Annotated in this window: 6 protein-coding genes, 8 tRNA genes, 3 rRNA genes and 2 pseudogenes; all 19 read left to right on the forward strand. The window is 40.0% G+C overall.

All coding sequences use genetic code 11. The features are described from left to right. The first annotated feature begins 3 nt into the window (after positions 1-3). Positions 4-543 carry a hypoxanthine phosphoribosyltransferase gene (gene hpt / locus ABLV90_RS05685; protein WP_002508753.1) on the forward strand — a complete coding sequence of 180 codons (540 nt, stop codon included), beginning with the start codon at positions 4-6 and terminating at the stop codon, positions 541-543. 296 nt (positions 544-839) lie between these two features. Beyond that, on the forward strand, positions 840-2,927 hold the full coding sequence (gene ftsH / locus ABLV90_RS05690; protein ID WP_460872319.1) for an ATP-dependent zinc metalloprotease FtsH: 2,088 nt from the start codon (positions 840-842) through the stop codon (positions 2,925-2,927). Positions 2,928-3,147: 220 nt separating this feature from the next. Next, positions 3,148-4,030: pseudogene (hslO, locus tag ABLV90_RS05695) on the forward strand (Hsp33 family molecular chaperone HslO). A 154-nt stretch (positions 4,031-4,184) separates the two neighbouring features. Continuing rightward, the gene (gene cysK, locus ABLV90_RS05700; RefSeq protein WP_460872320.1) at positions 4,185-5,117 is read left to right on the forward strand and encodes a cysteine synthase A; all 933 of its coding nucleotides are present in this window, start codon (positions 4,185-4,187) and stop codon (positions 5,115-5,117) included. Between the two features lie 217 nt (positions 5,118-5,334). Further along, the gene (folP, locus tag ABLV90_RS05705; RefSeq protein ID WP_427705487.1) at positions 5,335-6,138 is read left to right on the forward strand and encodes a dihydropteroate synthase; all 804 of its coding nucleotides are present in this window, start codon (positions 5,335-5,337) and stop codon (positions 6,136-6,138) included. Beyond that, entirely contained in the window at positions 6,116-6,481 is a 366-nt protein-coding gene (gene folB / locus ABLV90_RS05710; RefSeq protein WP_460872321.1) for a dihydroneopterin aldolase, read from the forward strand. Before folP ends, folB begins: the two co-directional genes overlap by 23 nt. Continuing rightward, a pseudogene (gene folK / locus ABLV90_RS05715) lies at positions 6,481-6,961 on the forward strand (2-amino-4-hydroxy-6-hydroxymethyldihydropteridine diphosphokinase). The gene folB and the pseudogene folK overlap by 1 nt, the downstream one beginning before the upstream one ends. Before the next feature lie 266 nt (positions 6,962-7,227). Then, a complete protein-coding gene (lysS, locus tag ABLV90_RS05720; RefSeq protein ID WP_460872322.1) occupies positions 7,228-8,715 on the forward strand; it encodes a lysine--tRNA ligase in 1,488 nt (495 codons plus the stop codon). Positions 8,716-9,235: 520 nt separating this feature from the next. Beyond that, positions 9,236-9,350, forward strand: a 5S ribosomal RNA gene (rrf, locus tag ABLV90_RS05725). Positions 9,351-9,368: 18 nt separating this feature from the next. After that, a tRNA-Val gene (locus tag ABLV90_RS05730) sits at positions 9,369-9,441 on the forward strand. A 13-nt stretch (positions 9,442-9,454) separates the two neighbouring features. Continuing rightward, positions 9,455-9,530: transfer RNA gene (locus ABLV90_RS05735), tRNA-Thr, on the forward strand. 6 nt (positions 9,531-9,536) lie between these two features. Then, positions 9,537-9,609: transfer RNA gene (locus ABLV90_RS05740), tRNA-Lys, on the forward strand. A gap of 13 nt (positions 9,610-9,622) precedes the next feature. Continuing rightward, positions 9,623-9,697, forward strand: a tRNA-Gly gene (locus tag ABLV90_RS05745). Between the two features lie 8 nt (positions 9,698-9,705). Further along, positions 9,706-9,791: transfer RNA gene (locus tag ABLV90_RS05750), tRNA-Leu, on the forward strand. A 17-nt stretch (positions 9,792-9,808) separates the two neighbouring features. Beyond that, positions 9,809-9,885 (forward strand) — tRNA-Arg (locus ABLV90_RS05755). A gap of 32 nt (positions 9,886-9,917) precedes the next feature. Beyond that, a tRNA-Pro gene (locus tag ABLV90_RS05760) sits at positions 9,918-9,991 on the forward strand. A gap of 17 nt (positions 9,992-10,008) precedes the next feature. Continuing rightward, positions 10,009-10,084 (forward strand) — tRNA-Ala (locus ABLV90_RS05765). Positions 10,085-10,227: 143 nt separating this feature from the next. Then, positions 10,228-11,781, forward strand: a 16S ribosomal RNA gene (locus ABLV90_RS05770). Between the two features lie 289 nt (positions 11,782-12,070). Continuing rightward, a 23S ribosomal RNA gene (locus tag ABLV90_RS05775) occupies positions 12,071-14,995 on the forward strand. Together the 16S, 23S and 5S rRNA genes with 8 tRNA genes alongside form the textbook arrangement of a ribosomal RNA operon. The last annotated feature ends 31 nt before the right edge of the window (positions 14,996-15,026 follow it).

Genomic DNA, 15,026 nt, shown 5'->3' on the forward strand with positions numbered 1-15,026 from the left:
AATATGCGAGATGATTTAAAAGACATTTTATTGTCAGAGGAAGATATACACCAAATTTGTGAAGAGCTAGGTAAGAAAATAACAGAGGAATACAAAGGGAAACCACTTGTATGTATTGGCATATTAAAAGGTTCTGTTATGTTTATGGCAGATTTAATTAAATATATTGATACGCATTTAGCTATCGACTTCATGGATGTTTCTAGTTATCACGGAGGCACTGAATCAACAGGAGAAGTAAAAATCTTGAAAGACTTAAGTGGATCTATTGAAAATAAAGATGTTTTAATTATTGAAGACATTCTAGAAACGGGTACTACTTTAAAATCAATTACTGAATTACTTGAATCACGTCGTGTTAACTCACTTGAAATTGTTACGCTACTTGATAAACCTAACCGTCGTAAAGCAAACATTGAAGCAAAATACGTAGGTAAAAAGATACCTGATGAATTTGTAGTAGGCTATGGTTTAGATTATGCTGAACATTATAGAAATTTACCTTACATTGGTACATTGAAACCAGAAATCTATTCAAAATAAGCAGTACAATTTATTCATAGAAAAAGTTGTTATATACTGTAAGTTACAGTCGAATTAAGTTAGTGAATGTGAAAAGTAGGGTTAGACTTAAATCATTTGAAATTTAATACATAAACTTGTAGGTACGTGACAATATATAATATTCATTTAACTTTAAGCATAATAGAAAAATAAAACTAAAGGGTAAAACAATAAGAATTGTAAACATAATGCAAAAGTTGAAATAGTAGCCGAAAACTCGAGTGTTGTGTTACAATTTTTGTTAGTTTTATAATTGAAGTAGGAGGAAACGACGCATGCAGAAAGCCTTTCGTAACGTGCTAGTTATCGCAATCATTGGCGTTATTATTTTTGGCTTGTTTTCGTGGCTTAACGGAAATGGGAATATGCCAAAACAGCTTACATATAATCAATTTGTTAAGCAGTTAGATAAAGGTGAGTTAAAATCACTTGAAATTCAACCTGAACAAAATGTATATATGGTAAGTGGTAAAACAGATAAAGATGAAGAGTATTCTTCAACTATTTTATATAACAACGATAAAGAGCTAGAAAAAATAACTGATAAAGCACAAAGTCAAGACGGATTGAAATTTACAGTTAAAGAAGAAGAAAAACAAAGTGTATTTGTAAGTATATTAACAACATTAATTCCTGTATTAATTATCGCACTCTTATTTATATTCTTCCTCAGCCAAGCCCAAGGTGGCGGCGGTGGCGGTGGTAATCGTATGATGAACTTTGGTAAATCCAAAGCGAAAACGTACGATAATCAACAAAAACGTGTACGCTTCACTGATGTAGTCGGTGCAGATGAAGAGAAACAAGAATTAATTGAAATAGTCGATTTCTTAAAAGACAATAAACAATTTAAACAAATGGGTTCTAGAATTCCTAAAGGTGTTCTTTTAGTTGGCCCTCCTGGTACAGGTAAAACATTATTAGCTCGTGCAGTTGTTGGTGAAGCCGGTACGCCGTTCTTCTCAATTAGTGGTTCAGACTTCGTTGAGATGTTTGTGGGTGTTGGTGCAAGCCGTGTACGTGACTTGTTCGAAAATGCTAAGAAAAACGCGCCTTGTATCATCTTTATTGATGAAATCGATGCAGTTGGTCGTCAACGTGGTGCCGGTGTAGGTGGTGGCCATGATGAGCGTGAGCAAACATTGAACCAATTACTCGTTGAAATGGATGGATTTGGTGACAATGAAGGTATCATTATGATCGTCGCTACAAACCGCCCAGACATTTTAGACCCAGCGTTATTACGTCCAGGTCGTTTCGACAGACAAATTCAAGTAGGTCGCCCAGATGCTAAAGGTCGTGAAGCAATTCTTCATGTTCATGCGAAGGACAAACCATTTGATGAAACAGTTGACTTAAAAGCAGTTTCAGAAAGAACACCAGGTTTCTCTGGTGCAGATTTAGAAAACTTATTAAACGAAGCATCATTAGTTGCTGTACGTGAAGGTAAGAAAAAAATTGATATGCGTGATATTGAAGAAGCGACAGACCGCGTTATCGCCGGTCCAGCTAAAAAATCTCGTGTAATCTCTGAAAAAGAACGTAATATTGTAGCACACCATGAAGCTGGTCATACAATTATTGGTATGGTACTTGATGAAGCTGAAGTTGTTCATAAAGTTACAATCGTACCTCGTGGACAAGCTGGCGGTTACGCAATGATGTTACCAAAACAAGATCGCTTCTTAATGACAGAAAAAGAATTATTAGATAAAATTTGTGGTCTACTTGGTGGACGTGTATCTGAGGATATTACCTTTAATGAAGTATCTACAGGTGCATCTAACGACTTTGAACGTGCAACACAAATTGCACGTCAAATGGTTACTGAATATGGTATGAGTGAAAAAATCGGAACGGTTCAATTCACAAATAGCAACGGTGGCCAAGTGTTCTTAGGAAAAGAAATGCAAGGTGACACTGAATTTTCAGGACAAATTGCATATGAAATTGATAAAGAAGTGCAACGTATCATTAAAGAACAATACGAGCGTTGTAAGACTATCTTGTTAGAGCATAAATCACAGTTAGATTTAATTGCTGAATCATTATTAACTGAAGAAACATTAGTTGCCGAACAAATCCAATCATTATTTAACGATGGTGTCTTACCAGAAGTTGATTATGATAGCGCCAAAGTTGTGGAACATAAAGACGATAACTTTGAAGAAGGAAAATACGGTAAATCTTACGAGGACGTTCGTAAAGAACAACTATCTTCAGATGATGAAACACAGGATAACGATAAAGAAAATGAACAACAAGACAGCGATGACACTGAAAAAACAGGTCATGAACAAGCACCTAATATCGATAAACCTAGCAATCCAAGCGATCCGAATGATCCAAGTAACAGAAATTAATAACTGAACTTAAAGCTTCTTTCTGCTATCATATTGATAGTAGAAAGAAGCTTTTTTTAATAACAAGATATGATGGAACAATTTCCAAACAGATGTTTCGCATTTTCTACTTCGAACGATTACAATAAATTGCATTGATAAAAAGTGTAAAAACAATCTTAGAGTTAAGATATAAAAAACATTTTCAAAACTAGATGATATTAAAGGAGAAATAAACAAAATGACTAACGATTATATAGTTAAAGCATTAGCTTTTGGAGGACAAATTCGCGCTTATAGTGCGTTAACAACTGAAAGTGTTCAAGAAGCACAAACAAGACATTATACTTGGCCGACTGCTTCAGCGACCCTTGGACGTACGATGACAGCAACAGTGATGATGGGTGCAATGCTCAAAGGCGATCAAAAATTAACAGTTACTGTTGATGGTAAAGGCCCAATTGGTAAAATAATTGCTGACGCTGATGCTAAAGGAAATATAAGAGGCTATGTTTCAAACCCTCAGACACATTTCCCTTTAAATGATGCTTGGTAAATTAGATGTTAGCCGTGCGGTTGGTTCAGAAGGCGCATTGACAGTTGTAAAAGATGTTGGAATGAAGGATTATTTTTCTGGTTCTAGTGAACTCGTTTCTGGTGAATTAGGAGATGATTTCACTTATTACTTTGCTAAAAGTGAACAAGTACCATCATCAGTAGGTTTAGGCGTATTAGTTAATCCTGACAATTCAATTAAAGCTGCAGGTGGGTTTTTAATACAAGTTATGCCAGGCGCAGAAGATGAAACAGTGGATAAACTTGAAAAAGCAATCAATCAAATGACTCCAGTTTCGAAACTGATTGATCAAGGTTTAACGCCTGAAGAAATTCTTTTCGAAATACTAGGGGAAGAAAACGTACAATTATTAGAAAATCTTCCTACACGTTTCGATTGTAATTGTGGTCATGAAAAATTCTTGACTGCTATTAAAGGTTTAGGAGAAGCTGAAATTCAAGATATGATTGATAAAGATCATGGCGCAGAAGTTGAATGTCATTTCTGTAGAAATAAATATGATTTTTCAGAAGATGAGTTACATGGATTAATAGAAAATAGTAAGTAAAAGGTATAAACTAGATATAGAATATACTATTGAACAAAAAAATTGCTACATCAAATCTTCATAGTTGTATTTGCTGAAAAATCTGATAAAATATAAAGTATATCCGAGAGAAAAAGTAGGTTTTAAACTTTTTAATGAAAAGGAGCAATACTAAATGACAAATAAACCAGTAGACAATATCGTAAAAGCAATTGGCAATACACCTGTTGTTAAGTTAAACAACGTTGTGGGGGAAGATGCCGCAGACGTATATGTGAAACTTGAATATCAAAATCCAGGTGGCTCTGTAAAAGACCGTATTGCATTAGCAATGATTGAAGAAGCTGAACAAGCAGGTAAAATTAAACCAGGCGATACAATTGTTGAACCGACAAGTGGTAACACAGGAATCGGCTTAGCTTTTGTTTGTGCGGCTAAAGGTTATAAAGCAGTATTTACGATGCCTGAAACAATGAGTCAAGAACGTCGTAACTTATTAAAAGCATACGGCGCAGAATTAGTATTAACACCTGGATCAGAAGCAATGAAAGGTGCAATCAAAAAAGCTAAAGAGTTAAAAGAAGAATTTGGTTATTACGAACCACAACAATTCGAAAACCCAGCAAATCCTCGTGTACACGAATTAACAACTGGACCAGAATTAGTTGAACAATTTGAAGGCAAAACAATTGATTCATTCTTAGTCGGTGTAGGTACTGGTGGAACACTCAGTGGTGCGGGTAAAGTATTAAAAGAAAAATACCCAGACATCAATCTTGTAGCGATTGAACCAGAAGACTCACCTATCTTAAGTGGTGGCGAACCTGGTCCCCATAAATTACAAGGTTTAGGTGCAGGATTTGTACCAGATACTTTAGATACAAACGTTTATGATGAAATTATCAAAGTAGGTAATGAAGCCGCGATGGATATGTCACGTAGAGTTGCTAAAGAAGAAGGTATCTTAGGTGGTATTTCTTCAGGTGCGCCGATTGTTGCGGCGATTGAAAAAGCAAAATCATTAGGTAAAGGTAAAACAGTTGTTACTGTATTACCAAGTAATGGTGAACGTTATCTTTCTACACCGTTATATTCATTTGATGACTAAGCGATATATATTTAACAATTACCGACCACATTTGCATGTGAGTCGGTTTTTTGTATGTATATAAAGCAATATAAGTAAGCAAAGTAAAAACAATAAACTAGTATATTTGATTTCAAGTTTTGATTACTGAAAAAAATGAAAATTAACGTTATTATAGAATAGTAAATAAAATACATAAGAAAAAATCATTTATAAAGTGAAAGGAAGAAGAATAATTATGACGCATACAAAAATTATGGGCATATTAAATGTAACTCCTGACTCTTTTTCCGATGGTGGTAAATATAATACAGTTGAAAAAGCGATTAAGAGAGCAAAAGAAATGATGGACGAAGGTGTAGATATTATAGATGTCGGTGGGATATCTACCCGTCCAGGCTTTGAAGAGATAAGCGTTGAGGAAGAGTTGGAGCGTGTTGTGCCTGTTGTAAGCGCGTTGGCTGAATTAGATGTACAACTATCTATAGATACTTATCGTAGTGAAGTGGCAGAAGCCGCAATGAAATTAGGCGCCACGATGATTAATGATCAATGGGCAGGACACTATGACGAACGTATTTTCAACGTAGTAGCGAAATACAATGGTGAAATTGTACTCATGCACAATGGTGATGGTCAAAGAACAGAACCTGTAGTGGATGAGATGTTGTTGTATTTATTAAAACAAGCGAATAAAGCGGAAATGGCAGGTATACCTCAACATAAAGTATGGATTGATCCGGGTGTTGGCTTTGCAAAAACACGTGAAGAAGAAAAAGAAGTGATGTCATGTTTAGATGAACTTGTAGCGACGGGTTATCCTGTACTATTAGCAACAAGTAGAAAAAGGTTCATAAAAGAAATGATAGGCACAGAAACAACACCTACTGAACGTGATGAAGCAACGGCGGGCACTACTGCGTATGGTATAATGAAAGGCGTAAAAGCGGTAAGAGTTCATAATGTTGCATTAAATGTTCGATTAGGGCAAAGCATGGACTATTTAAAGGAGAATGACGATGAGCGACACAATATTTCTTAATGGCATGAGATTCTATAGTTATCATGGTGCGCTTCCAGCTGAAAATGATATCGGACAAATATTTATTGTTGATGTCACAATGAAAGTTGATTTGAGTATGGTCGGGCAATCTGATGATGTTACAGATACAGTCCATTATGGTGAAATTTTTGAAGAAGTAAAAGCAATCATGGAAGGTAAGCCTGTAAATTTATTAGAGCATCTAGCTGAACGTATTGCAAAACGTATAAATTCACACTATAATCGTGTAATGGAAACGAAAGTTAGAATCACTAAAGAAAATCCACCTATACCTGGTCATTATGACGGTGTGGGCGTTGAAATAGTGAGGGAGAATCTCTAATGGAATATGCTTATTTAGGATTAGGAAGTAATGTTGGAGAAAGAGCGGCACAACTTGATGAAGCAATCCGTATATTAGATAATACAGAGGGCATTCAAGTAACGCAAAAATCCCCGATATATGAAACAGAGCCAGTAGGTTATGTCGACCAACCACAATTTTTAAATCAATGTATTGAGATTTATACATCATTAACACCACAAGATTTATTAAAAGAATGTCTGCATACTGAACAACAGTTACACCGAGTAAGAGATATACGTTGGGGCCCTAGAACTTTAGATGTTGATATTTTATTATTTGGCAATCATATTATTGATGAAGAAGATTTAAGCGTACCGCACCCACGTATGCTCGGAGCGTGCGTTTGTACTTATACCATTAAATGATATAGCATCTGATTGTGTAGAACCTCATTCTAATAAAAAAATTGGAAGTATAGTGACTGCAGACGATTCAGTCAAAATGTATAAAGATTAATAGTTATAAAATGTGTGGAAAATGGGAGTCGTAGAGATATATAATAGAGTAGTTCTTGCTCCTATGGCTAGTGTAGATAAAGTTACATTTCAGCTTACAGTCAAAATGGATGTAGGCTAAATGTGTACTTTATGTAAATGGTAAGACTAGAAAAGCTTTGAAATAAACAGAACAACAAATGATAGATAACCATCAAACGTTCCAAGTGAAAATAGAAGCTAAAGTAGAATAAAAAATAGAACAAGAAGCATAAAGGAGAGAAAGTAATGTCAGAAGAAATGAACGACCAAATGCAAGTTCGCCGTCAAAAATTACAAGAATTATATGATTTAGGTATCGATCCTTTTGGTCAAAAATTTGAGCGTACTTCTACAGCTGCCCCATTGCATGAAGATTGGGACACATATACAAAAGAAGAATTACATGACAAAGAAGATGAAAGCAACGTAAGTATCGCCGGTCGTCTAATGACTAAACGTGGAAAAGGTAAAGCTGGATTTGCCCATGTTCAAGATTTAACTGGTCAAATACAAATTTACGTAAGAAAAGATCAAGTTGGAGACGAACAATTCGAAGTTTGGAATTCTGCAGATCTTGGAGACATTGTAGGCATAGAAGGTGTAATGTTCAAAACGAATACAGGTGAATTGTCTGTTAAAGCTAAAGCGTTCACGTTGTTGACTAAAGCATTACGTCCATTACCTGATAAATTCCATGGTTTACAAGACATCGAACAGCGTTATCGTCAACGTTACCTTGACTTAATTACAAACCAAGATAGCACGCAAACATTTATTAACCGCAGTAAAATATTGCAAGAAATGCGTAATTACTTAAATCAAAGAGGATTTTTAGAAGTAGAAACGCCTATGATGCACCAAATTCCTGGTGGAGCTGCTGCGCGTCCTTTCGAAACACATCACAATGCTTTAGACGCAACATTATATATGCGAATTGCAATCGAATTACATTTGAAACGTTTAATTGTAGGTGGATTAGAAAAAGTTTATGAAATTGGACGTGTTTTCAGAAACGAAGGCGTATCAACGAGACATAATCCAGAATTCACTATGATTGAATTATATGAAGCGTATGCTGACTATCACGATATCATGGATATAACTGAGAATATGATTAGACATATTTCTGAAAAAGTACTTGGTACTGCTAGAGTAAACTATGGCGAAGAGATTATAGATTTAGAGTCTGATTGGAAACGAGTTCATATGGTCGATGCAGTTAAAGAAGAAACAGGTGTAGACTTCTTCGAGGTACAAACTGACGAAGAAGCTAAATCATTAGCTAAAGAACATGGTATTGAAATAACAGATAATATGAAATATGGTCATATCTTAAATGAGTTCTTTGAGCAAAAAGTTGAAGAGACATTAATTCAACCAACATTTATTTATGGGCATCCAATCGAAATCTCACCACTAGCTAAGAAAAATCCAGAGGACCCAAGATTTACGGATCGCTTTGAATTATTCATAGTAGGTAGAGAACATGGTAATGCATTCACAGAATTAAATGATCCTATTGATCAAAGAGCAAGATTTGAAGCGCAATTAGTAGAAAAAGAAGAAGGTAATGATGAAGCACATGAAATGGATGAAGATTTCATTGAAGCATTAGAGTACGGCATGCCTCCAACAGGTGGTTTAGGTATTGGTATTGATAGATTAGTTATGCTACTTACTGATTCTGCTTCTATCCGTGATGTATTGTTATTCCCTTATATGAAACAAAAATAAATTATTAAAAGCTGGGTATAAGCTAAGTAATAATTGATTTAGTCATTTAATCTAGATCATATGTTGCGATTTCACATTGGTGAGACGTAATATATGGTCTTTTTTTCTTTTTGGTTTCTATAGACAGGCCACAAATGAGAGAGAATAGAGGATAATAAGTCTAAATAAATTAATTAAATTAGTAATAAGATACAATTAAGTATTATAATGCTATTAAAATATAATAATATCCTAAAAAAGGTATGGTAAAGATAGATTCTATGTGATAAGATTATTCAAGTCGAGTTAAGGAAACGAAACAAGACATGCATAAACATTTAAAATATTTATTTTCGAGAAATGTTCGGAAAGTATTGACTTTAAAGTGAAAATGAATTAATATATAAAAGTCGTCAAAAACGACAAGCACTACATACATAACTCAAGTAAAAGTCTTGTAAACAAATCTTTAAGATAGTGTAAAATTGACTATTGCAAATGATTAACAAACAATGTATTATTAATTGAGTAAGTTAATTTGTCTGGTGGCAATAGCAAAGAGGTCACACCTGTTCCCATGCCGAACACAGTAGTTAAGCTCTTTAGCGCCGATGGTAGTCGGACTTACGTTCCGCAAGAGTAGGACGTTGCCAGGCTTTATATTAAAAATATGTGGAGAATTAGCTCAGCCGGGAGAGCATCTGCCTTACAAGCAGAGGGTCGGCGGTTCGAACCCGTCATTCTCCATCACTTCATGATAGCCGGCCTAGCTCAACTGGTAGAGCAACTGACTTGTAATCAGTAGGTTGGGGGTTCAAGTCCTCTGGCCGGCACCATTTCATGAGCCATTAGCTCAGTTGGTAGAGCATCTGACTTTTAATCAGAGGGTCAGTGGTTCGAGCCCACTATGGCTCATACAGTTTTATTTGCAGAAGTAGTTCAGCGGTAGAATACGACCTTGCCAAGGTCGGGGTCGCGGGTTCGAATCCCGTCTTCTGCTCCATTATTTTTGCCGGGGTGGCGGAACTGGCAGACGCACAGGACTTAAAATCCTGCGGTGAGAGATCACCGTACCGGTTCGATTCCGGTTCTCGGCATTATCATTTTTAATATAGCGCCCGTAGCTCAACTGGATAGAGTACTTGACTACGAATCAAGAGGTTACAGGTTCGACCCCTGTCGGGCGCACCATCTTTAAAAGTGTTAATCAATTAAATTATGTACGGGAAGTAGCTCAGCTTGGTAGAGCACTTGGTTTGGGACCAAGGGGTCGCAGGTTCGAATCCTGTCTTCCCGACTCTTTAAAATTCATATGGGGGCTTAGCTCAGATGGGAGAGCGCCTGCTTTGCACGCAGGAGGTCAGCGGTTCGATCCCGCTAGTCTCCACCATATTATTTATTGAAATGAACATTGAAAACTGAATTGCAATATGTCAACGTTAATTCCGAACACAACATTAAATTGTTGGTTCAAACGTGTTAGAGATAACACACAAATTAGTATTTTATGAGCTAATCAAACATCATAATTCATTTATGGAGAGTTTGATCCTGGCTCAGGATGAACGCCGGCGGCGTGCCTAATACATGCAAGTCGAGCGAACGGATAAGGAGCTTGCTCCTTTGAAGTTAGCGGCGGACGGGTGAGTAACACGTGGGTAACCTACCTATAAGACTGGAATAACTTCGGGAAACCGGAGCTAATGCCGGATAACATTTGGAACCGCATGGTTCTAAAGTAAAAGATGGTTTTGCTATCACTTATAGATGGACCCGCGCCGTATTAGCTAGTTGGTAAGGTAACGGCTTACCAAGGCAACGATACGTAGCCGACCTGAGAGGGTGATCGGCCACACTGGAACTGAGACACGGTCCAGACTCCTACGGGAGGCAGCAGTAGGGAATCTTCCGCAATGGACGAAAGTCTGACGGAGCAACGCCGCGTGAGTGATGAAGGTTTTCGGATCGTAAAACTCTGTTATTAGGGAAGAACAAATGTGTAAGTAACTGTGCACATCTTGACGGTACCTAATCAGAAAGCCACGGCTAACTACGTGCCAGCGAGCCGCGGTAATACGTAGGTGGCAAGCGTTATCCGGAATTATTGGGCGTAAAGCGCGCGTAGGCGGTTTCTTAAGTCTGATGTGAAAGCCCACGGCTCAACCGTGGAGGGTCATTGGAAACTGGGAAACTTGAGTACAGAAGAGGAAAGTGGAATTCCATGTGTAGCGGTGAAATGCGCAGAGATATGGAGGAACACCAGTGGCGAAGGCGACTTTCTGGTCTGTAACTGACGCTGATGTGCGAAAGCGTGGGGATCAAACAGGATTAGATACCCTGGTAGTCCACGCCGTAAACGATGAGTGCTAAGTGTTAGGGGGTTTCCGCCCCTTAGTGCTGCAGCTAACGCATTAAGCACTCCGCCTGGGGAGTACGACCGCAAGGTTGAAACTCAAAGGAATTGACGGGGACCCGCACAAGCGGTGGAGCATGTGGTTTAATTCGAAGCAACGCGAAGAACCTTACCAAATCTTGACATCCTTTGAAAACTCTAGAGATAGAGCCTTCCCCTTCGGGGGACAAAGTGACAGGTGGTGCATGGTTGTCGTCAGCTCGTGTCGTGAGATGTTGGGTTAAGTCCCGCAACGAGCGCAACCCTTAAACTTAGTTGCCGGCATTTAGTTGGGCACTCTAGGTTGACTGCCGGTGACAAACCGGAGGAAGGTGGGGATGACGTCAAATCATCATGCCCCTTATGATTTGGGCTACACACGTGCTACAATGGACAATACAAAGGGCAGCTAAACCGCGAGGTCATGCAAATCCCATAAAGTTGTTCTCAGTTCGGATTGTAGTCTGCAACTCGACTACATGAAGCCGGAATCGCTAGTAATCGTAGATCAGCATGCTACGGTGAATACGTTCCCGGGTCTTGTACACACCGCCCGTCACACCACGAGAGTTTGTAACACCCGAAGCCGGTGGAGTAACCATTTATGGAGCTAGCCGTCGAAGGTGGGACAAATGATTGGGGTGAAGTCGTAACAAGGTAGCCGTATCGGAAGGTGCGGCTGGATCACCTCCTTTCTAAGGATATATTCGGAACATCTTCCTTGAGAAGATGAAGAGGAATGACATCGACATATTGCATTCAGTTTTGAATGCTCATTACGAGTATTCATTGCGTTATTTTGTACATTGAAAACTAGATATGTAAGTAAAATTTATGATTTTACCAAGCAAAACCGAGTGAATTAGAGTTTTAAAAAGCTTGAATTCAAAAAAATAGAAATAATCGCTAGTGTTCGAAAGAACACTCACAGATTAATAACATTTTAGGTTTTCAACCGATTTTTTTCGTGTTGAAGGTCGAAAAGATTAAGTTATTAAGGGCGCACGGTGGATGCCTTGGCACTAGAAGCCTACGAAGGACGTTACTAACGACGATATGCTTTGGGGAGCTGTAAGTAAGCTTTGATCCAGAGATTTCCGAATGGGGAAACCCAACACGAGTTATGTCGTGTTATCGATATGTGAATACATAGCATATCTGAAGGCAGACGCGGGGAACTGAAACATCTTAGTACCCGCGGGAAGAGAAAGAAAAATCGATTCCCTGAGTAGCGGCGAGCGAAACGGGAAGAGCCCAAACCAACGAGCTTGCTTGTTGGGGTTGTAGGACACTCTATACGGAGTTACAAAAGAACAAATTAGACGAATCATCTGGAAAGATGAATCAAAGAAGGTAATAATCCTGTAGTCGAAAGTTTGTTCACTCTTGAGTGGATCCTGAGTACGACGGAACACGAGAAATTCCGTCGGAATCCGGGAGGACCATCTCCCAAGGCTAAATACTCTCTAGTGACCGATAGTGAACCAGTACCGTGAGGGAAAGGTGAAAAGTACCCCGGAAGGGGAGTGAAATAGAACTTGAAACCGTGTGCTTACAAGTAGTCAGAGCCCGTTAATGGGTGATGGCGTGCCTTTTGTAGAATGAACCGGCGAGTTACGATTTGATGCAAGGTTAAGCAGTTAATGTGGAGCCGTAGCGAAAGCGAGTCTGAATAGGGCGTTGAGTATTTGGTCGTAGACCCGAAACCAGGTGATCTACCCATGACCAGGCTGAAGTTCAGGTAACACTGAATGGAGGGCCGAACCGACTTACGTTGAAAAGTGAGCGGATGAGTTGTGGGTAGCGGAGAAATTCCAATCGAACCTGGAGATAGCTGGTTCTCTCCGAAATAGCTTTAGGGCTAGCCTTAAGTAATGATTATTGGAGGTAGAGCACTGTTTGGACGAGGGGCCCTTATCGGGTTACCGAATTCAGACAAACTCCGAATGCCAATCAATTTTATCTTAGGAGTTAGAACGCGGGTGATAAGGTCCGTGTTCGAAAGGGAAACAGCCCAGACCACCAGCTAAGGTCCCAAAATATATGTTAAGTGGAAAAGGATGTGGCGTTGCCCAGACAACTAGTATGTTGGCTTAGAAGCAGCCATCATTTAAAGAGTGCGTAATAGCTCACTAGTCGAGTGACACTGCGCCGAAAATGTACCGGGGCTAAACATATTACCGAAGCTGTGGATTGTCCGTAAGGACAGTGGTAGGAGAGCGTTCTAAGGGCGTTGAAGCATGATCGCAAGGACATGTGGAGCGCTTAGAAGTGAGAATGCCGGTGTGAGTAGCGAAAGACGGGTGAGAATCCCGTCCACCGATTGACTAAGGTTTCCAGAGGAAGGCTCGTCCGCTCTGGGTTAGTCGGGTCCTAAGCTGAGGCCGATAGGCGTAGGCGATGGATAACAGGTTGATATTCCTGTACCACCAAATTTCGTTTTAAGCGATGGGGGGACGCAGTAGGATAGGCGAAGCGTACTATTGGATTGTACGTCCAAGCAATGAGACTGAGTGTTAGGCAAATCCGGCACTCTTAAGGTCAAGTTGTGATGGGGAGAGGAAATTGTTTCCTCGAGTCGTTGATTTCACACTGCCAAGAAAAGCCTCTAGCTAGAATTTTGGTGCCCGTACCGCAAACCGACACAGGTAGTCAAGATGAGAATTCTAAGGTGAGCGAGCGAACTCTCGTTAAGGAACTCGGCAAAATGACCCCGTAACTTCGGGAGAAGGGGTGCTCTTTAGGGTTAACGCCCAGGAGAGCCGCAGTGAATAGGCCCAAGCGACTGTTTATCAAAAACACAGGTCTCTGCTAAACCGTAAGGTGATGTATAGGGGCTGACGCCTGCCCGGTGTCCGGAAGGTTAAGAGGAGTGGTTAGCTTCGGCGAAGCTACGAATCGAAGCCCCAGTAAACGGCGGCCGTAACTATAACGGTCCTAAGGTAGCGAAATTCCTTGTCGGGTAAGTTCCGACCCGCACGAAAGGCGTAACGATTTGGGCACTGTCTCAACGAGAGACTCGGTGAAATCATAGTACCTGTGAAGATGCGGGTTACCCGCGACAGGACGGAAAGACCCCGTGGAGCTTTACTGTAGTCTGATATTGAAATTCGGTACAACTTGTACAGGATAGGTAGGAGCCTTTGAAACGTGAGCGCCGACTTACGTCGAGGCGTTGGTGGGATACTACCCTTGCTGTGTTGGATTTCTAACCCGCACCATTTATCATGGTGGGAGACAGTGTCAGATGGACAGTTTGACTGGGGCGGTCGCCTCCTAAAGAGTAACGGAGGCGCTCAAAGGTTTCCTCAGAATGGTTGGAAATCATTCATAGAGTGTAAAGGCATAAGGAAGCTTGACTGCGAGACTTACAAGTCGAGCAGGGTCGAAAGACGGACTTAGTGATCCGGTGGTTCCGCATGGAAGGGCCATCGCTCAACGGATAAAAGCTACCCCGGGGATAACAGGCTTATCTCCCCCAAGAGTTCACATCGACGGGGAGGTTTGGCACCTCGATGTCGGCTCATCGCATCCTGGGGCTGTAGTCGGTCCCAAGGGTTGGGCTGTTCGCCCATTAAAGCGGTACGCGAGCTGGGTTCAGAACGTCGTGAGACAGTTCGGTCCCTATCCGTCGTGGGCGCAGGAAATTTGAGAGGAGCTGTCCTTAGTACGAGAGGACCGGGATGGACATACCTCTGGTGTACCAGTTGTCGTGCCAACGGCATCGCCGGGTAGCTATGTATGGACGGGATAAGTGCTGAAAGCATCTAAGCATGAAGCCCCCCTCAAGATGAGATTTCCCAACTTCGGTTATAAGATCCCTCAAAGATGATGAGGTTAATAGGTTCGAGGTGGAAGCATAGCGATATGTGGAGCTGACGAATACTAATCGATCGAAGACTTAATCAAATTTAAAAGTGTTTTGTTTGGCATTATCAAA

The organism is Staphylococcus sp. 2S1 (genome assembly GCF_046721335.1).
Classification (GTDB): domain Bacteria; phylum Bacillota; class Bacilli; order Staphylococcales; family Staphylococcaceae; genus Staphylococcus; species Staphylococcus equorum_A.